Origin of the sequence: Herbidospora galbida (assembly GCF_005233835.1) — a bacterium.
Classification (GTDB): domain Bacteria; phylum Actinomycetota; class Actinomycetes; order Streptosporangiales; family Streptosporangiaceae; genus Herbidospora; species Herbidospora galbida.
In genome coordinates, this window is the sequence record NZ_SZQA01000010.1 from 1 (window position 1) to 18,288 (window position 18,288).

The window sequence follows — 18,288 nt, forward strand, 5'->3', positions numbered from 1 at the left end:
CTTGAGATGAGGTCTCCCACCTGTGAAGGGTAAGGCCCCCGGTAGACGACCGGGTTGATAGGCCGGGAGTGGAAGCGCGGTAACGTGTGGAGCTGACCGGTACTAATAGGCCGAGGACTTGACCATATTTGCTCGCGTCGACTATGCAACTCTCGAACCACAAGCAGGTTCGCTAGAGTTACGGCGGTTATGGCGGAGGGGAAACACCCGGTTACATTCCGAACCCGGAAGTTAAGCCCTCCAGCGCCGATGGTACTGCACCGGGGACGGTGTGGGAGAGTAGGACACCGCCGGACAATCTTTATATCGAAGGCCCCGATCGTTGATCGGGGCCTTCGACGTTTCGTGGGGGTATTGCCCGGCCTTATGGCCGGGCTTTCTGCGTTTCCGCCGACGCCATCTTCAACAGGTGAGCGTCGAGGGCTACATTGATGCCCACGATGTCCCCCCGTCGTGTGGTTCTCCCCCTCCTCGCAGCGCTGGCCCTGGCCGCCAGTGCCGCCTCGCATGACCTTCCTCGCCCGGCCGAGCCGGCCCCGGTTCCGGTCAGAGCCGTCGCGGTGACGTCGGAGCCGGTGCGGGCGCGGCCCCAGGTCGTACCGGAGCCGGAACCCGCTGACCCTCCCGTCGACACGCGGAAGCTGACCAAAGCGGTGAAGCGGCTGCTCAAGAGCCGGCCGGGGCGGACCTCGATCACCGTCGAGGATCTGCGCGGCAAGCGGGTCTTCCGGTTCGGGGGGAAGGCGGTTCTCCCGACGGCCAGTGTCGCGAAGGTCGACATTCTCATGGCGCTGCTGCGGAAGGAGCGCTGGGATCGGCTGCCCCAGGCCGTGAAGAGGGATGCCGAGATCATGATCCGGTACTCCGACAACAAAGCGGCCGATCGGCTCTGGGAGCGGATCGGCCGCGAGGCGGGGCTGGCCCGGGCCAACAGGGCGTTCGGGCTGAAGGCGACGACCGCGGTGCCCGGGAGGTGCGTCGACCTCTACTGCTGGGGGATCACCCGGACCACCACGAACGACCAGGTGCGGTTGCTCAAGTATCTGCCGAGGCTCGACGACGGGGCCGTCGTTCGGCGGCTGATGCGCCGGGTCGTACCGGAGCAGAAGTGGGGGGTGAGTGCGGGGGCCTGTGCCGGGGAGCGGGTCGCGCTCAAGAACGGCTGGTTGAAGCATGTGGCCAACGACCTGTGGGCGATCACGAGCGTGGGGCTCATCGCTGATCGGTACGCGGTGGCCGTGCTCACTGAGGACAACGTCACCAGCGAGGCCGGGATCGCCAAGGTCGAGCAGCTCGTCGAGACGGTGCTCGACGGGTTCCGCGCATGTCCTAAGGGGTGACCAGGCGGTAGCCGACCCCCCTCACGGTCTGGATGAGTTTGTCGTCCTCGTCGCCCAGCCGGGCGCGCAGGCGTTTCACGTGGACGGCGATGGTGTTGGTGGACATCGCGTCCGCGGAGTGCCAGACGTGCCGCATGATCTGCTCGCGGGTCACGGTGCGGTCGGCGTTGCGCATGAGGTAGTGCAGCAGCTCGAACTCGCGCAGGGGTAGGTGGACGACGCGGCCGCCCACCTTCACCTGGTAGGCCGTGACGTCGAGGGCGACGTCGCCGATGGTCAGGACGGTCCGCTGGATGCCCTGCCGGCGGAACGCCGCGTGGACGAGCGGAAGCAGCTCGGGTACGCGGTACGGCCGGGCGACGCACGCCGTCGCCCCGGCCGCCAGCGCCTCCATGGCCTGTTCCGCGAATCCCTCGCCGACGCCCAGCAGGACCGGTACGGCTCGTGCCAGGCGTACCGCCCGGACGAAGTCGACCGGTCCGATGATGGGCAGCGACGCGCTGATGAGGACGGCGTCCGGGCGCAGTGCTCCCGCCTGGAGCAGCGCCTGGGCGCCGTCGAACACGCCGGTGACGTCGATTCCCTCGGATTCGAGTTCGTGTGTCAGGTCCTCGACCAGGGCGCTGTCGGGGTCGGCGACCAACAGCGTCGGCGCGGATCGAGTTTCCCCGTCCACCCGGTCCTCCCCAATGTGTCGGATCAGCCGAAACGCCCGGTGATGTAGTCTTCGGTCGCTTTCTGGGACGGGCTCGTGAAGATCTTGGTGGTGTCGTCCATCTCGATCAGCTTGCCCGGCTGGCCCTGGGCCGCCAGGTTGAAGAACGCCGTCTTGTCACTCACGCGAGCGGCCTGCTGCATGTTGTGGGTGACGATGACGATCGTGAACTCCTGCTTGAGCTTGGCGATCAGGTCTTCGATCGCCAGCGTCGAGATGGGGTCGAGCGCCGAGCAGGGCTCGTCCATCAGCAGGACCTGCGGCCGGACCGCGATGGCGCGGGCGATGCACAGACGCTGCTGCTGTCCGCCCGACAGGCCGGAACCGGGCTTGGGCAGCCGGTCCTTGACCTCGTTCCAGAGGTTGGCGCCCTTGAGGGACTCCTCGACGATGCCGTCGAGCTCGCTCTTGGAGTAGCGGTGGTTCAGGCGCAGGCCCGCGGCCACGTTGTCGTAGATCGACATCGTGGGGAACGGGTTGGGGCGCTGGAACACCATGCCGATGGTGCGGCGGACCGACACCGGGTCGACGTCGGCGCCGTAGAGGTCCTGCTCCTCCATGCGGATCTTGCCCGTGACGGTGGCGCCCGGGATGACCTCGTGCATGCGGTTCAGGGTGCGGAGGAAGGTCGACTTGCCGCAGCCCGACGGGCCGATGAAGGCGGTGACGGCGCGGGCGTCGATGGTCATCGAGATGCCTTCGATGGCCTTGTGGCCACTGTAGTAGGCGTCGACGTCCGTGACCTCGATCTGTTTGGCCATGGCGATTACCTCTTCCTCGCGGGCGAGCGCCAGTACGTGATGAGGCGCGCGGCCAGGTTGAGCAGCATGATGATGATGATCAGCGTGAGGGCGGCGGCCCAGGCGCGGTCGATCGCGGTGTCGTTGGGCCGGGCGGCCTGGTCGAACACGTACAGCGGCAGACCCATCTGCGCCCCGTTGAACGGGTCGTTGTTGATGGAGTCGGTGAAGAAGACCGTCAGCAGCAGCGGCGCCGTCTCGCCGGCGACCCGTGCGACGGCCAGCATGATGCCGGTCACGATGCCGGTGAAGGCGGTGGGCAGCACGACCTTGACGATGGTGCGCCACTTGGAGACGCCCAGGGCGTAGGAGGCCTCGCGCAGGTCGTTGGGGACCAGCATCAGCATCTCTTCGGCGGCCCGGACGACCGTGGGCAGCATCAGGATCGACAGCGCCATCGCGCCGGCCCAGCCGGAGAACGGCATGCCCAGGATCAGGATCCAGAAGGCCAGGACGAACAAGCCGGCGACGACCGAGGGGACACCGGTCATGATGTCGACGAAGAAGCTGATCGCCCGCTTGAGGCGGCCGTTGGTGCCGTACTCGACGAGGTAGACGGCGGTGAGCAGACCGATCGGCACGGAGATGAGCGAGGCCAGCGCGACCTGCTCCAGGGTGCCGATGATGGCGTGGTAGGCGCCGCCGCCGGCGTCCCTGGCCCCGATGTTGCGCATCGAGTGGGTCAGGAACTCCATGTCGAAGCGGGCCATGCCGTTGGAGATCACCATCCACAGGACGGAGATCAGCGGGACGACCGCGATGGCGAACGCCAGATAGACAAGGGCCTGAACGCCCTTGTCCTTGAACCGGCGCATGCCGGAGATTCGCTGGATTTCTGGAGTGACGGCACTCACGCGGCGACCCTCGCGTATTCCTTGCGGCGGGAGATGACCCAGCGGGCGGCCATGTTCACCAGCAGGGTGATGACGAACAGCACCAGACCGGAGGCGATGAGGGCGCCCCGGCCGATGTCGTTGGCCTCGCCGAAGCCGTTGGCGATGTTGGCCGCGATGCTGTTGCCGTTGGCGCTGAGGATTTCGTAGCTGATCGTGAACGTGGCCGGGAAGATCAGGGCCACCGCGATGGTCTCGCCCATGGCGCGGCCGAGGCCGAGCATCGCGGCGCTGATGACGCCGGGACGACCGAACGGCAGCACGGCCATCCGGATCATCTCCCAGCGGGTGGCGCCGAGGGCGAGGGCCGCCTCCTCCTGCATCTTGGGGGCCTGCAGGAAGACCTCACGGGAGATGGCGGCGATGATCGGCAGGATCATGATGGCCAGCACCAGCGACCCGACGAGCATCGACCGGCCGACGACCTGGTCGCCGCCGAAGATCGGGATCCAGCCGAAGTAGTCGTTCAGGAACTGCGAGGGCCCGCGCATGAACGGGACCAGGAAGATGATGCCCCACAGGCCGTACACGACCGAGGGGACGGCCGCGAGCAGGTCGATGATGTAGCCCAGGAACGAGGCCAGCCGGCGGGGGGCGTAGTGGGAGATGAAGAGCGCGACCCCGATCGCGATCGGCGTGGCGATGATCAGCGCGAGGAAGGAGCTGAGGACGGTGCCGAACGCGAGCGCGCCGATGCCGAACTTCGGCTCTGAGGCGTTGGCGTTCCACGTCAGTTCGGTGAGGAACGACGCGGTGTTCGCCTGGAGTGCGGGGATGGCTCGCGCGATCAGGAACACGGCGATGGCCGCCATGATCACGAGCAGCAGGATGCCCGCACCGGTCGATGCGTAACGGAAGGGGCCGTCGCCACGGCTGCGCCGGAAGGCGGACCGGCTCAGGGGAGCCGACCCGCCTTCACGCATTTGCGTCGAGGTCGCCATTGGTTAGGCGATGGCCTCAACCGCGGCGCGGACCTTGGTCAGCAGCGACGCGGGGAGCGGCGCGTAGCCGAGGTTGGTCAGCACCTGCTGGCCCTCGTCCGAGGCGGTGTAGGTGAGGAAGCCCTTGACGAGCGGCAGGTCCGTGGCCGAGAGGCCCTTCTCACAGGTGATCTCGTAGGTCACCAGGACGATCGGGTAGGCGCCCGCGGCCGAGGTGGCGTAGTCGATCTTCAGCTTGAGGTCGTTGCCGGTGCCCTCGACGGTGGCGGCCTCGACGGTCTTGCCGGCGCTCTCGGGGGTCAGCTCGACGAACTCGCCGGAGCCGTTGGCGACCTTGGACTTCTGCAGGCCCGAGTTCTCGGCGTACGAGAGCTCGACGTAGGAGATGGCGCCCTCGGTCGACTTGACCGACGCGGCGATCTGGTCGGAGCCCTTGGCGCCCTGGCCCTTGGCCTCGGCCGGCCACGCCTTGCCCGGTTCGTACGGCCACTCGGCGGTGGCGGCCAGGAACTTGGTGAAGTTGTCGCTGGTGCCCGACTCGTCCGAGCGGTGGAACGCCTGGATGTCGGTCGAGGGCAGCTGGGCGTCGGGGTTGTCAGCCTTGATCGCGGGGTCGTCCCACTTGGTGATCTGGCTGTTGAAGATGCCGCCGATGGTCTTCGGCGAAAGCTGCAGGCCGTCGACACCGGGGAGGTTGTAGACCACGGCGACCGGGCCCACGACCATCGGCAGGTTGATGGCCTTGCCGGTGGCGCAACGGGCGTCGGCCTGAGCCGGCTCGTCTTCCTTCAGAGCCGAGTCGGAACCGGCGAACGCGACGGTGCCGGCGATGAACGCCTGGACACCGGCGCCCGAGCCGCTCGGCTGGTAGTTGATGCTCACACCGGGGTTGGCGCCCTGGAACGCCTTCTTCCACTCGTCGACCGCGTTGGCCTGAGCCGAGGAGCCCGCGGCGTTGATGGTGCCGCTGAGCGCGGCGTCGCCCGAGGCCGCGGGAGCGGCGGCGGCACCGGTGTCGGTCGCGGTGGAAGGGGTGGTGTTGTCGTCAGTACCACACGCGGCGAGCGACAGCACGCCGGCGATGGCGGCTACGGCGAGCCGGCCTGCATACTTCACGGCTGAATCCTCCAGATTGTTTCTTCAACAACCGGGAGGCTAGGGATCGAAGGTGACCTGATGGCCGGACGAAGGTGAACGAAGAATGAACGGGTCAGGTCCCCTTCGTGTAGGTCTCAGTAGATAACGGCCAGGTCACAGGCGTATCGCGGCGTTCACGAAAGCCGGCCTGGCCGGTTCAGAAGCTGCTGGTCGCACGCAGTCTGTCGTCGAAATCGCGGACCAGCAGAGACGGCGGGCCCTCGTAGTCGCGGCGGAACCGCCGCACCCGGTGGAGGACTCTCTCGGACGAATAGACGACCCCCGCCTTGAGCGCCTCACCCGCCAGGGTGAAGGCCTCGTCGACCTCCCCGGCCATCCGGCGGGCCGTGGCGATCTCCAGCATGAGCAGCGCCTGCTGCTTGGCGGCGGGGCGTACGGAGATGAGGGATTCGGCGAAGGCCGAGACCGCGTCGTGGGGGCGGCCCAGGCGGACCATCACCAGTGCGCGGTATCCGGCCAGCTTGCCGGGGTCGAAGGGGAAGACCCACGGCCAGGGCGGCGACGACGTCCGTTCGCTCTGGGCGACGGCGATCTCCGCCTCACGGAGGCAGTTGAGCGCGGCCATCACGTCGCGTTTGCCCGCATGGCCCAGCGCCTCGATGCAGGCCAGCCACGCCCGCGCGGTGGCCGGCGGATTGCCGCCCATCTGCGCTCTGGCCTGGGCGACCATCGTCAGCCCGAGCAGCGGGTCGTCGTGGTCGATCTCGAAGGCGGCCAGGCTGCCCAGCATGTACGCCTCCAGCAGCGGATGCTCGGCCCGCCGGGCCGAGTCGACCGCGAACCGGTAGAACATGCGGGCGGTTCCGATGTCCTGCATGTCGGCGTGTAACCAGGCGGCGAACCCGGCGGCCTCGCTGACGGTCGGGCAGACCTCCACCGCGAACGGCGTCTCGGCCGAGCGGGCCAGGGCCCGTTTGGTGAGCTCGACGTGGGCGACGGCGCCGCGGGCGAGCTCCCGGGCGGGGGTCTCGGCCTCCAGCCGGCGCTGCGCGCCGGTGATCGCGGCGAGGGACGACGCGGTCGTCTCGTCGGCCGACCGGTAGGAGATGGACGGCGCCACGGGCATCGCGGCGAGGAAGGCTATCTTGCTGAAGTCGCGGCGTTTCGTGGGGTCCTCACCCCCGACGTCGCCGATTCGCAGCAGGTAGTGCGGGATGCCGACCTGCCGCGCGAGGTCGCGGATCTGATCGACGGTGAGCGACTGGCGCCCCCGGAGCACCTTGGAGACCCAGCTCTGGGAGTAGCCGAGGAAGTCGGCGAGCTGGCCCTGCGTCCATCCGCGAGCGGATCGGACCTGATCGAGAATCGTCGCCATGTCACACTCGGCGAGCGCGCCGGCGACCGGCGGCCGGGCCCAGAAGTCCGGCGGCAGACCGTTTCCGTCATGACCCATGACGGTAAGTTACGCCCATTCGAGACGTCACGCAGGAATTCGCCGGACGAATATCGCGATTTCTGATCCGCATGGCGTATTCCCCGGGATCGGCCCAGGTAGTGAGTATCACGGCATGGATGCCCCCATCAAGACAGTCTCACGTGGAAAGGTCATGACCACCTATCACGGCCCGCACGTGCCGAGCCATCCCGATCCGGACGCCAAGCGGCTGACCTGGCGTCCTGGCGCGCGGTGGACCGACCGCGAGCGGGTCAGGGCTCATTCGTGCTCGTGCCGGGGAGTGGTCTACGAATTCGTCGGGGCGGCGGGTCAGTACTTCATTCGCCGTACGACACTGCAGTCGCAACTCACCGAGGAGACCGAACGAATGGTGTCCTCACGGGCCGAACAGATGTGGGCCGACCTTTTCTCCGGAAAAGTCTATTAAGCGAGCTTTTTGAGTACTTCGGTGTGCAGCAGCCCGTTCGAGCACACCATGCTCCCGCTGTCGAGCGGCGGATTGCCGCCCACGCCGGTACACGCACCGCCGGCCTCTTCGACGATCACGGTGAGCGCGGCCATGTCCCATGGCGACAGTTCCGGTTCGGCCGAGACGTCCACCGCACCCTCGGCCACCATCATGTGGGACCAGAAGTCGCCGTAGGCCCGCGTCCGCCACACACTGCGCGTCAGATCGAGGATGTTGTCGAGCTTCCCCTCCTTCTCCCAGCCGCTCAGGCTGGAGTAGGAGAAGGACGCGTCCTCCAGTTTGGCGACCGACGACACCCGGCACCGGGTGGCCTTGGTCAGACTGCGGCCGGTGAACGCGCCGCCGTCGCGGGCCGCCCACCAGCGCCGCTGGAGCGCCGGGGCCGAGACGCATCCGACGACGACCTTGCCCTCTTCCATGAGCGCGATCAGGGTCGCCCAGACAGGCACGCCACGCACGAAGTTCTTGGTCCCGTCGATGGGGTCGACGACCCAGGAACGCATGCCGTAGCCCGTCTTGCCGAACTCCTCGCCAATGACGGCATCGCGGGGGCGAGCCCGGCGAAGGGTGCCCCTGATCGCTTCCTCGACCGCCCGGTCGGCGTCGCTGACCGGCGTCAGGTCGGGCTTGGTCTCGACCTTCAGATCCACGGCCTTGAAACGGCGCATCGTGATGTCGTCGGCCGCGTCGGCCATCACGTGCGCGAGTCGCAGATCATCGCTGTAAGCCGTCACAGATCACACGCTAGCGGTTTCGGCCGCATTTCCATCAGACCCGGGACCGCTCCAGATCCTACCAATGAGTAACATGCCGTCCATGACCACTTTCGACACGGGGGCTCTGTTCCTGCAGAGCGTCCCCTTCGCGCGCACCCTCGGCGTGTCTTTCGACTCCGTCGAGTCCGGTACGGCTGTCGCCCGTCTCGCAGACCGTCCCGACCTGCACAACCACGTCGGCGGCCCCCATGCCGGAGTGGTGTTCTCCCTGGCCGAGTCGGCCTCCGGGGCGGCCATGCTCTCGCTGTTCGGCGACACCCTCGACCGGGCGACGCCGCTGGCCACGGTGGGGCGGGTGGCGTACAAGAAACTGGCTCTCGGGGACCTGACCGCCGAAGCGGTCGTGCGTGCCGAGCGCGAGGCGGTGCTCGCCGAACTCGCCGCCCGGCAGAGGCCCGAGTTCACCGTCGAGGTGACGGTACGCAACGCGGAGGGCGCGACCGTCGCCGAGGTCACCGTCGAGTGGACGCTGCGGCCCAACCGCTAGTCGTCGTCGGGGGAGCCCTCGCGGCTGCTCAGCAGGCGGCGCAGTGACACCAGGCGGGCGGGGTCGCCATGGCCCTCGGCCACGAACCGGTCGAGGGCGCAGCCGTCGCCCAGGTGGTTGCAGCCCTTCGGGCAGTCGACCGCGGCCTCGTTGAAGTCGGGGAAGGCGACCAGCACGTTGTCGATCTCGACATGCCCGAGCCCGAAGCTGCGCACGCCCGGCGTGTCGATGATCCAGCCGCCGTCGGGCAGCTCCAGCGCGACGGCGGAGGTGGAGGTGTGCCGGCCCCGGCCGGTGACGGCGTTGACGTGGGACACCGCCCGACCCGCCGTCGGCACCAGCGCGTTGACCAGCGTCGACTTGCCCACGCCCGAGTGGCCGACCAGCACGCTCACCCGGCCGGTCAGCTGGTCGCGCAGCTCAGACAGGTCGCCGCCGCGCCGGACCGTGATGTGCCGGACGCCGAGCGGCTCGTAGAGCGAGATCAGCTCGTCGGGGTCGGCCAGGTCGGCCTTGGTCAGGCAGAGCAGCGGGTCGATGTCGGCGTCGAAGGCCGCCACCAGCAGGCGGTCGATCATGCGCGGCCTGGGCGGCGGGTCGGCCAGCGCGGTCACGATGACCAACTGGTCGGCGTTGGCCACGACCGGCCGCTCGACCTCGTCGTAGTCTTCGGCGCTGCGCCGCAGCATCGAGCGGCGCTCCTCGCGGCGGACGATCCGGGCCAGCGAGTCGGGCTTGCCCGACGTGTCGCCGACGAGCGCGACCTCGTCGCCGACCACGATGCCCTTGCGGCCGAGTTCCCTGGCCTTCATCGCGGTGATCACCGTCGACGGGCCGGTCTCGTGGATGCCGCGCCCGGTCAGCACCGTGTAGCGGCCCCGGTCGACCGCGACGACGAAGCCCGGCACCGCCGCTTCGTGGGCAGGCCGGAGGCGGGTGCGCGGCCGGGAACCCTTGCCCGGCCGGACCCTGACGTCGTCTTCGTCGTATTCGCGCCGTCTCAGGACGCGTCTCCCCCCAGCATCGCCGCCCACATCGTGGCGAACTCGGGCAGCGTCTTGGCGGTCGTGGCGATGTTCTCCACCTCGACGCCGGGCACGGCCAGGCCGATGACGGCCCCGGCGGTGGCCATGCGGTGGTCGTCGTAGGAGTGGAAGACGCCCTCGCGCAGCTTCTTCGGGAAGATCTCCAGGCCGTCGTCGGTCTCGCGGGCGTCGCCGCCCAGGCGGTTGACCTCGGTGGCCAGCGCGGTGATGCGGTCGGTCTCGTGGCCCCGGATGTGGGCCACGCCCCGGATGCGGGTCGGTGAGTCGGCCAGCGCGGCCAGCGCCACGATCGTCGGGGTCAGCTCGGCCTCGTCGCGCAGGTCGACGTCGACGCCGTGGAGGCCCCCGCCGTGGACGGTCAGGCCCTCGGCCGTCAGCTCGACCCGCGCGCCCATGCCGGTCAGCAGCTCGCGCAGCCGGTCGCCCGGCTGGGTGGTCTCGGCCGGCCAGTGGGGGATGGTCACCGAACCGCCGGTGACCATCGCGGCGGCGAAGAACGGGGCCGCGTTCGACAGGTCGGGCTCGACGGTGAAGTCGGTGGCCGCGACGGGGCCGGGCAGCACCCGCCACACGTACTGCTCGGAGTCGTCGACCTCGACGCCCCTGGCCCGGAGCATCTGGACGGTCATCGCGATGTGCGGCATCGACGGGACCGGCGGGCCGACGTGGCGGACCGTGACGCCCTTCGGGAACCGGGCCGCCGCGAGCATCAGCCCGGAGACGAACTGCGAGGAACCGGACGCGTCGACGGTCACCTCGCCGCCGGTGAGCGGGCCGCGGATCGTGAACGGCAGCCGGTCGCCCTCGACGTGGGCGCCCAGGGCGCGGAGCGCGTCGAGGATGGTGCCCATCGGGCGCTTGCGGGCGTGGGGGTCGCCGTCGAAGGAGACCTCGCCGTCGGCCAGCGCCGCGATCGGCGGCAGGAACCGCATGACGGTCCCGGCCAAGCCGCAGTCGATGTGGCCGCCGCCGATGATCGGGCCGGGCGTCATCTCCCAGTCGGCGGAGGAGGCGCTCGTGCCGACGTTGGTCATGCCGGCGCCGAGGGTCCGCAGGCCCGCGGCCATCAGGTCGGCGTCGCGGCTGCGCAGCGCCAGCCGCACCCGCCCCGGACCGTCGGCCAGCGCCGCCAGCGGCAGGGCGCGGTTGGTCACGGACTTGGAGCCGGGCAGCGCCACGGTGGCGACCACCGGGCCGGACGCGACGGGCGCGGGCCACAACGGAGCGGACATGCGTCCAAGCCTATCGGCGGGTGGCAGTCTGGAGTGATGTGCGGTAGATACGCGTCGGCGCGCAAACGCCACGAGCTGCTTGAGGAGTTCGAGGTCGAGCTCGACTCGGAAGAGGAGCTCGCCCCCGACTACAACGTCGCCCCCACCAAGAACGTGTACGCGGTCATGAGCCGCGTCCCCCACGTCGAGGGCGCCACCCGGCCGGTCCGGCAGCTGCGGGTGGTCCGCTGGGGCCTGGTCCCGAGCTGGGCCAAAGACCCGTCGATCGGCTCCCGCATGATCAACGCCAGGATCGAGACGGTCGCCGAGAAGCCCGCCTTCCGCAAGGCCTTCGCCACCCGCCGCTGCCTGCTGCCCGCCGACGGCTACTACGAGTGGATGCCGACCGACGACAAGCGCAAGCAGCCCTTCTTCATCCACCCCGAAGACGGCGGCGTGCTGGCCATGGCGGGCCTGTACGAGTTCTGGAAGGACCCGGAAGGCGAGTGGATCTGCACCTGCACGGTGATCACCCAGGACGCCGAAGACCGCCTCGGCCACATCCACGACCGCATGCCCATGCTGATCGCCCGCGACAAGTGGGCGGAATGGCTCGACCCCGCGGTTTCGGACGCCTCCGAACTCCTCGTTCCGGCCACTTCGGCGGGCCTGGTCGCTTATCCGGTCGACCCGGCGGTGGGCAACGTCCGCAACAACGGAGAGCGGCTCATCGCCCCACTTCAGGACAGCGGTGACACCGATCAGCTGTTCTGAGTGTCCCCGGGTGTAAGGAGCGCCGACCTGGTCTGAATATCGGGAACAAGGCGAGAGCTACGCGCTCGTCGCCGGCCTCGATGAGGACACGGCCATCCGCCGCTTGGGGCTCGACCCGGCGGACTGCCCGATCACCGACGGCGGTGCTTACCGCCATGCGCTCCCCGGGGTCGGCAATGTGATCGCCGACACCTGCATCGAGATCTAGCGGCTCGTCGTCGTGCCCACGACATAGCGGACGGGCGCACCCTGTGTCGGGCGTCCTGCTTCAGGCCCGAAGCAAACGCCTGCTTCGTGTGCTCTGACCAGGTGTCCGCAGCTCGCAAGAGCGGAATACCTCTAATGGCAGGTGAGACCGGGAGGAACGGCCGACTCTCGGTGATCACCCTGCTCCGATTGCAGAAGTGCCACAACTGAGCCGTCGACCTCCCGGCGGCGTCCCCCCATTCCCGGAGGTGCGGATTCGTGGAATCTGCGGCCGCGCGTATGCGCCTGGAGATGATGCTCGACGACCTGGACCGGTCCATCGGAGTCCTGACAACCGCCCCCTCGGCCGAGATCACCCTCGGCGACGCCGACCGGAATCGGGCCATGATCGAGGCGGCGAGCCGGCAGCGCCAGGCGGTGGTGGCCGCACTGTCGCGGCTCGACGCCGGGACCTACGGCCGCTGCGTCGACTGCGGCGTCGCGGTGCCCGAGGGCAGGCTGGAGGCCCGTCCCGAGGCGGCCCGTTGCATCGGGTGCCAGTCGAGACGTGAAAGACGCCGCTAGTCAGAGGGGCTTGCGCCCGCTCGCCACCAGATGGATGCCGACCGTGTCGTCGTCGTCGGGGTGGGCGTCAAGCTCGGTCCGCACCAGCCACGACAGCGACCGCTGGTCGCTGCCAAGCACGTGGTCGACCGTCGAGGGCGACAGGACGGTGCGCGGGCGGACCCACTCGACCTCCAGGCCCGCGCCCGTGAGCAGGTCGCGCAGCTGGGCGGCCGAGAAGCAGCGGGTGATGCTCCCGTCGGGCCAGGGCACCAGCATGACCTCGCCCGTCTGGCACAGGTGGGCCCAGTAGTTCTGCTCGGCCAGGATCGCCATGCCGAGCACGAGCGAGTCGACGCAGACCAGCACCCGGCCGCCCGGCTTGAGCACCCGGGTCACGTCGGCCAGCGCCGACTCGGCCATGATCTCGACCGACAGGGCGCGCTCCTCGGCGACCACGGCGTCGACGCTCTCGTCGGCGAGGAACGCCAGGTCGTCGCTGCGCACCTTGTGAATGTGGTCGGACGCCTCCCGGAGCCACGGCTCGGCGGCGGGACGGCGGAAGTCGAGCACCTCCACCACGCGGTGCCCGGCCCGCGCGGCCTGGGCGGGCCAGCGCCCCCGGCCACCGGACAGGTCCAGCAGCAAAGAGGGCTTTTCGGGCAGCCAGCGGCGCAGCTGCTCGGCGACGACGGCGTGGTAGAAGGTCCAGTAAGGCCCGAGGTTTCCTGTGCCGTTGAGTTCATTGGCCGGAATGGGCAGCACGAGCGGCTCCTGGACGTTGACGATCTCAGAAGGGCATGGTGGCGACGGTGTCGCTACCGGCCGGTACGTAGCTTTTTCCCCGGATAAGGCATTGCGTACCTTGTCCGGGAACAGACTCTACGCCGCCGCGGTTGACGATGGGCATGAACGCGTTGCTGGTGAGGCCGGAAACCCCGGCCTATGCCGTCCCGGTATCCTCTGATGCGATAAGCATCTATGAGGGGGTGGGTCCGGTCTCCAAGACAGCCGAGGAGACTCTGGAGCAGCGCAGTGAGCGGTTCGAACGGGATGTCATGCCCTATCTCGACCAGCTCTACTCCGCCGCGCTCCGGATGACCCGCAATCCCGCCGACGCCGAAGACCTCCTCCAGGAGACCTTCGCGAAGGCCTTCGCGTCGTTCCACCAGTTCCAGGTGGGCACCAACCTGAAGGCCTGGCTCTACCGCATCCTGACCAACACCTTCATCAACAGCTACCGCAAGAAGCAGCGCGAACCGAAGCAGGCCGGCACCGAGGAGATCGAAGACTGGCAGCTCGCCCGCGCCGAGTCCCACACGTCGAGTGGGCTCAAGTCGGCCGAGCTCGAGGCGCTCGAACACCTCCCCGACAGCGACGTGAAAGACGCTCTCGCGGCGCTCCCCGAGGAATTCCGGATCGCGGTCTACCTGGCCGACGTCGAGGGGTTCCCCTACAAGGAGATCGCCGACATCATGGGGACCCCCATCGGAACCGTGATGTCGCGCCTCCACCGCGGCCGCAGGCAACTGCGCTCGCAGCTTGAGGACTACGCGCGCGAGCGCGGGCTTGTGCGATCGGAGGAGGGCGCATGAGCTGTGGTGACCACCACGACACCGACTGTAGTGAGGTGCTCGACCGGGTCTACAGCTTTCTCGACGGTGAACTCGACGAGGACAAGTGTGGAGACATCCGGCAGCACCTTGACGAGTGCGACCCCTGCCTGCGGGAATACGGGCTCGACAAAGTCGTGAAGCAGCTCGTGGCCAAACACTGCGGTTGTGACCCGGTGCCCGACGACCTTCGGGCCAAGATAAGGCTGCGGATCGAACAGGTACGAACCGAACTGGTGGAATAGCCTGCAGGCCATGCGGATTCTGGTCACGGGCGGTGCGGGTTTCATCGGTTCCAACCTCGTCGATCGGCTGCTCGCCGACGGCCACGAGGTCGTCGTGGCCGACGACCTCTCATCGGGGTCCAACCGGGCTCCCCGGGCGGAGTTCCACCAGATCGACGTCCGCGACCCGGCACTGGCCGAGGCCGCCGACGGCGCCGAGGTGATCTGCCACCTGGCCGCGCAGATCTCGGTCCGCGCCAGCGTCGCCGACCCGCTCACCGACGCGCGCGTCAACGTCGAGGGCACCCTCAACGTCCTCGAGGCGGCCCGCGCGAAGAAGGTCCGCAAGGTCGTCTTCGCGTCGTCGGTGGCCCGTTACGGCCGCCCCGAGACCATTCCGGTCCCCGGGAACACCCCGGCGCGGCCGATGTCCCCCTACGCCGCCTCGAAGGTGAGCGCCGAGGCCTATCTGTCGGCCTACCGCGCGCTCTACGGCATCGAATACACCACGCTGGTGCTCTCGAACGTCTTCGGGCCGCGTCAGTCGCCCGGCGGCGAAGCGGGCGTGGTGGCCATCTTCACCGACGCCCTCCTCGGCGGCCGGCCGACCGTCCTGTTCGGCGACGGCTCCCAGACCCGCGACTACGTCTACGTCGACGACGTGGTCGACGCCTTCACCCGCGCCTGCGGCCCCCGGGGCGACGGCGAGGTCTTCAACATCGGCACCGGCGCGCAGACCTCCGACCGCGCGCTGCACACCCTCATCGCCGCCGCCGCCGGGGTGCCCGACGAGCCCGACCTCGCGCCCGCCCGGCTGGGCGACCTGCCCGCGATGGCGGTCGACCCCCGGCCCGCGTTCGACGGGCTGGGCTGGCGGCCCGAACACGACCTCGCCTCCGCGCTCAAACTCACCGTGGATTGGGTTCGCAACGCTCAGTGATGAGTTGATTACGGTTTGGCGACAACCCAGTGAAGTGCCTGTCCGCTGGGTAGCCTGACCCTGCACATCAATGTGGAGGCGGCGCAGGTTGACAGACGCGCCTTCTTTGAGGGATGGCCGCTTTGCGCGAAATGCCGTGGCCGGCGAAGATCTACTTCGTCCTGTGCATCGGGGCGGCCGGAATTCTGCTCCTCCGGAGCTCGCAGGCCTATGACCAGCTCGACTGGTCGTCGACGCTGGTCCTCGCGCTGCTCTTCCTCGTCTGCGAGTCGGTGCCGACCCAGCTGAGTGTGCGCCAGGCGGCGATCTCGGTCAGCTTCTCGGCCGCCCTCGCCGCGGTGGTGCTGGTCGGCCCCGAGGGCGCGGCCCTCGTCGCCGCCACGGCGGTCTTCTCCGTACGTCCGGGGCTCGCCACCCACAAGCGCCTCTTCAACGGGGCGCAGTTCCTCATCTCGGGCTACGTCGCCGGGTGGGTCTACACCCTGGCCGGCGGGGTGCCGGGCCTGCCCAGGCGCACCGACTTCCCCGAGATCATCCTGCCCTACGGCGCCGCGACCTTCGTGTTCGTGGCGCTCAACTTCGTGCTGACCGCGCTGATCCTGGCGCTCGCCGAGGGCGTGGGCAAACGCCAGGTGCCGGTGCCCGACGTGGCGCAGTTCCTGCTCTCCTACCTCGGGTACGCCACCTTCGGTCTCCTCATCGCCGGGTTGTGGGCCACCGTCCAGTCGATCTCGGCCGTGCTGGTCCTTCTGCCGCTGTTCGTCGCGCGCTGGGCGTTCGGCCAGTACCACGCGCAGCACCGCTCCTACGAGGCCACCATCGCGGCCCTCTGCCAGGCGGTGGAGACCAAGGACTGGTACACCCGGGGCCACTGCACCCGCGTGTCGGCCGCCGCGTCGATGATCGCCGAGGAGATCGGCATGGGCACCGAGCGCCTCCACGCCATCCGCTACGCCGGCATGCTCCACGACGTCGGCAAGCTCGGCGTGCCGACCAAGGTCCTGCAGAAGGAGGGCGTCCTCACCGAAGAGGAGTTCGCCGCCATCCAGCTCCACCCCATGCGGGGCCTGGAGATCGTGCGCGGCATCGGCTTCCTCGACGAGGCGTTCGCCGGGATCATGCACCACCACGAGCGATACGACGGCCGGGGCTATCCGATGGGCCTGGCAGGGTCGGAGATCCCCGAGTTCGCGCGCATCATCTGCGTCGCCGACGCGTTCGACTCGATGACCTCCGACCGCTCCTACCGCAAGGCCAAACCGCAGGAGGAGGCGGTGGCCGAGCTGCGCAAGTGGTCGGGCACCCAGTTCGACCCGATCATGGTCGGGGCGTTCATCCGGGCGCTCGACCGCGACGGCTGGAACCCGCCCGCGAGCGTGCCCGCGCCCAGCGGCATGCCGGTGGTGACCGCCGCCAAAGACCACGACGACCCGACCACGCCGATCCAGGTGGTGTCCGACCGATGACGAGCGAGACCCGGGGCATCCAGGGCCTCGACTCGGGGCAACTCCTGCTGATCTGCGCCGGGGGGATGCTCGCGGTGGCCGGGATCTCCCACACGGCCGCCGTCGGGCTGGTCGACTCGCAGGTGGCGATCGGGTTCGGCGCGCTGATCACGTGCGGCGAGCTGGCCCGGCTGACCATGCCGGGCAACCGCGAGGTGGCGCCGATCAGCACGGCCGCCGCGTTCGGCTACGCGCTGCTGCTCTACGTCGGCGGCGAGCAGGCCGCCCACTCGGCGCTGCAGGTCGTCGCCGTCATGGCCGTCGGCATGATCGCCGGTGGGCTGCCGCACCTGGCCGTCGGCCGGGCGCCCCGGCTCGACGCGCTGGCCCGGCGGCTCATCTGCGGCTCGCTGCTGGCCTTCGCGTTCCGGCCGTTCGCCGACGTGCTGCGCCCACCGCCCGGCGGGGCGTGGTGGGTGGCGCTGCTGGTGATGGCGCTGCTCATCGGGGTGGCCCTCGCCGTCGACGTGGTGGTGGCCGGCCTGCTGCGGGCCGAACAGGTCCGCACGGCGTTCTCGGTCGCCGTACGCGACGAGGCGCGCATGGCCGCGCCGCTCGGCGCCGCCGTGGCGGCCAGCGGCATCCTGCTCGCGCTCGCGCTGCACAGCATGGAGCTGACCGCCCTGCTGGCCTTCGCCGCGCCGCTGCTCGTCACCCAGGTCGCCTTCCGCAAGTACGCCGGCATCCGGGCGACGTACCTGCAGACCATCAGGGCGCTCGCACGGGTCACCGAGGTCGGCGGCTACGTCGAACCGGGTCACTCGCGCCGGGTCAGCCGCCTGGCCGTGGCCATCGGCCGCGACCTCGGCATGGCCGAACCCGAACTCCTCGAACTCGAGTACGCCGCCCTCATGCACGACATCGGACAACTCAGCCTGACCGACCCCATCCCCGGCGGCGCGACCGTGCTGACCGACCCCGAGCAGGCCCGCCGCATCGCCGAACTCGGCGCCGAGGTCATCCGCAAGACCGGCGTGCTCAACCAGGTCGCCGACATCGTGCGCCGCCAGTGCGACCCCCTCGAAGAAGGCCCGCCGCTGGCCAGCCGCATCATCAGGGCCGCCAACGCCTACGACGACCTGGTGAGCGGATCCACCAACCGCGACCGCGCGGCCGCCGCACTCGAACGCATGCGGCTCGACGGCGGAAACCAGTACGACCCCGAAGTGGTCGAGGCGATGGCGACCGTCATCGACCGGCTCGTCCCGGTCAACAGACTGTGACAATTGTGGGCTTCCTACAGTTTGAGG

At 69.2% G+C, this 18,288-nt stretch carries 20 protein-coding genes and 2 rRNA genes; 12 read left to right on the top strand and 10 right to left on the bottom strand.

Annotated elements, in window-relative coordinates; all coding sequences use genetic code 11:
• The 3 genes from FDA94_RS12575 to FDA94_RS12585 form a co-directional block, all read left to right on the top strand.
• Positions 1 to 126 (top strand): 23S ribosomal RNA (locus FDA94_RS12575); the annotation flags it as partial.
• A 53-nt stretch (positions 127 to 179) separates the two neighbouring features.
• Positions 180 to 296, top strand: a 5S ribosomal RNA gene (rrf, locus tag FDA94_RS12580).
• A gap of 144 nt (positions 297 to 440) precedes the next feature.
• Positions 441 to 1,340 (top strand): serine hydrolase, encoded by a 900-nt coding sequence (locus FDA94_RS12585; RefSeq protein ID WP_137247257.1) that lies wholly within the window; start codon positions 441 to 443, stop codon positions 1,338 to 1,340.
• On the opposite strand, the gene FDA94_RS12590 is transcribed toward FDA94_RS12585, so the two are convergent.
• The 6 genes from FDA94_RS12590 to FDA94_RS12615 form a co-directional block, all read right to left on the bottom strand.
• Complete coding sequence (locus tag FDA94_RS12590; protein ID WP_246059805.1) at positions 1,330 to 2,016, bottom strand: response regulator transcription factor; 687 nt, start codon at positions 2,014 to 2,016, stop codon at positions 1,330 to 1,332. The two genes, FDA94_RS12585 and FDA94_RS12590, sit on opposite strands and share 11 nt — an antisense overlap.
• 23 nt (positions 2,017 to 2,039) lie before the next feature.
• Positions 2,040 to 2,816 carry a phosphate ABC transporter ATP-binding protein PstB gene (gene pstB / locus FDA94_RS12595; protein ID WP_137247259.1) on the bottom strand — a complete coding sequence of 259 codons (777 nt, stop codon included), beginning with the start codon at positions 2,814 to 2,816 and terminating at the stop codon, positions 2,040 to 2,042.
• A 5-nt stretch (positions 2,817 to 2,821) separates the two neighbouring features.
• The gene (gene pstA / locus FDA94_RS12600) at positions 2,822 to 3,670 is read right to left on the bottom strand and encodes a phosphate ABC transporter permease PstA (RefSeq protein ID WP_137247260.1); all 849 of its coding nucleotides are present in this window, start codon (positions 3,668 to 3,670) and stop codon (positions 2,822 to 2,824) included.
• 35 nt (positions 3,671 to 3,705) lie between these two features.
• Complete coding sequence (gene pstC / locus FDA94_RS12605; protein WP_246059807.1) at positions 3,706 to 4,671, bottom strand: phosphate ABC transporter permease subunit PstC; 966 nt, start codon at positions 4,669 to 4,671, stop codon at positions 3,706 to 3,708.
• A 21-nt stretch (positions 4,672 to 4,692) separates the two neighbouring features.
• The gene (gene pstS, locus FDA94_RS12610; protein WP_137247262.1) at positions 4,693 to 5,805 is read right to left on the bottom strand and encodes a phosphate ABC transporter substrate-binding protein PstS; all 1,113 of its coding nucleotides are present in this window, start codon (positions 5,803 to 5,805) and stop codon (positions 4,693 to 4,695) included.
• A gap of 178 nt (positions 5,806 to 5,983) precedes the next feature.
• Entirely contained in the window at positions 5,984 to 7,240 is a 1,257-nt protein-coding gene (locus FDA94_RS12615; protein ID WP_137247263.1) for a helix-turn-helix domain-containing protein, read from the bottom strand.
• Positions 7,241 to 7,394: 154 nt separating this feature from the next.
• Between FDA94_RS12615 and FDA94_RS12620 the strand changes: the two genes are divergently transcribed.
• Positions 7,395 to 7,670, top strand: coding sequence for a hypothetical protein (locus FDA94_RS12620; RefSeq protein WP_062436138.1), 276 nt, complete (start codon positions 7,395 to 7,397; stop codon positions 7,668 to 7,670).
• Here FDA94_RS12620 and hisN read toward each other — a convergent pair.
• Complete coding sequence (gene hisN / locus FDA94_RS12625; RefSeq protein WP_137247264.1) at positions 7,667 to 8,446, bottom strand: histidinol-phosphatase; 780 nt, start codon at positions 8,444 to 8,446, stop codon at positions 7,667 to 7,669. The two genes, FDA94_RS12620 and hisN, sit on opposite strands and share 4 nt — an antisense overlap.
• 82 nt (positions 8,447 to 8,528) lie before the next feature.
• On the opposite strand from hisN, the gene FDA94_RS12630 reads away from it, so the two are divergent.
• Positions 8,529 to 8,975, top strand: coding sequence for a DUF4442 domain-containing protein (locus tag FDA94_RS12630; RefSeq protein WP_246059809.1), 447 nt, complete (start codon positions 8,529 to 8,531; stop codon positions 8,973 to 8,975).
• Here FDA94_RS12630 and rsgA read toward each other — a convergent pair.
• Complete coding sequence (gene rsgA, locus FDA94_RS12635; protein WP_137247391.1) at positions 8,972 to 9,979, bottom strand: ribosome small subunit-dependent GTPase A; 1,008 nt, start codon at positions 9,977 to 9,979, stop codon at positions 8,972 to 8,974. The two genes, FDA94_RS12630 and rsgA, sit on opposite strands and share 4 nt — an antisense overlap.
• Positions 9,976 to 11,253 (bottom strand): 3-phosphoshikimate 1-carboxyvinyltransferase, encoded by a 1,278-nt coding sequence (gene aroA / locus FDA94_RS12640; RefSeq protein WP_137247266.1) that lies wholly within the window; start codon positions 11,251 to 11,253, stop codon positions 9,976 to 9,978. The genes rsgA and aroA overlap by 4 nt, the downstream gene beginning before the upstream one ends.
• A gap of 36 nt (positions 11,254 to 11,289) precedes the next feature.
• Between aroA and FDA94_RS12645 the strand changes: the two genes are divergently transcribed.
• Together FDA94_RS12645 and FDA94_RS12650 are read left to right on the top strand one after the other, a co-directional pair.
• Complete coding sequence (locus FDA94_RS12645; RefSeq protein ID WP_137247267.1) at positions 11,290 to 12,006, top strand: SOS response-associated peptidase; 717 nt, start codon at positions 11,290 to 11,292, stop codon at positions 12,004 to 12,006.
• 465 nt (positions 12,007 to 12,471) lie between these two features.
• A complete protein-coding gene (locus tag FDA94_RS12650; protein ID WP_246059811.1) occupies positions 12,472 to 12,777 on the top strand; it encodes a TraR/DksA family transcriptional regulator in 306 nt (101 codons plus the stop codon).
• On the opposite strand, the gene FDA94_RS12655 is transcribed toward FDA94_RS12650, so the two are convergent.
• The gene (locus FDA94_RS12655) at positions 12,778 to 13,521 is read right to left on the bottom strand and encodes a methyltransferase domain-containing protein (protein WP_030456433.1); all 744 of its coding nucleotides are present in this window, start codon (positions 13,519 to 13,521) and stop codon (positions 12,778 to 12,780) included.
• Positions 13,522 to 13,814: 293 nt separating this feature from the next.
• Here FDA94_RS12655 and FDA94_RS12660 point away from each other — a divergent pair, with 293 nt between their 5' ends.
• From FDA94_RS12660 to FDA94_RS12680, 5 genes are all read left to right on the top strand, one after another.
• Positions 13,815 to 14,351, top strand: a complete 537-nt coding sequence (locus tag FDA94_RS12660) for a sigma-70 family RNA polymerase sigma factor (protein ID WP_231515680.1) — start codon at positions 13,815 to 13,817, stop codon at positions 14,349 to 14,351.
• Positions 14,348 to 14,614 (top strand): mycothiol system anti-sigma-R factor, encoded by a 267-nt coding sequence (rsrA, locus tag FDA94_RS12665; RefSeq protein WP_030456435.1) that lies wholly within the window; start codon positions 14,348 to 14,350, stop codon positions 14,612 to 14,614. The genes FDA94_RS12660 and rsrA overlap by 4 nt, the downstream gene beginning before the upstream one ends.
• A 10-nt stretch (positions 14,615 to 14,624) precedes the next feature.
• Complete coding sequence (locus FDA94_RS12670) at positions 14,625 to 15,533, top strand: NAD-dependent epimerase/dehydratase family protein (RefSeq protein WP_137247268.1); 909 nt, start codon at positions 14,625 to 14,627, stop codon at positions 15,531 to 15,533.
• Positions 15,534 to 15,664: 131 nt separating this feature from the next.
• The gene (locus FDA94_RS12675) at positions 15,665 to 16,999 is read left to right on the top strand and encodes an HD-GYP domain-containing protein (RefSeq protein WP_342778472.1); all 1,335 of its coding nucleotides are present in this window, start codon (positions 15,665 to 15,667) and stop codon (positions 16,997 to 16,999) included.
• Positions 16,996 to 18,261 (top strand): HD-GYP domain-containing protein, encoded by a 1,266-nt coding sequence (locus FDA94_RS12680; RefSeq protein ID WP_137247270.1) that lies wholly within the window; start codon positions 16,996 to 16,998, stop codon positions 18,259 to 18,261. Before FDA94_RS12675 ends, FDA94_RS12680 begins: the two co-directional genes overlap by 4 nt.
• Positions 18,262 to 18,288 lie beyond the last annotated feature (27 nt).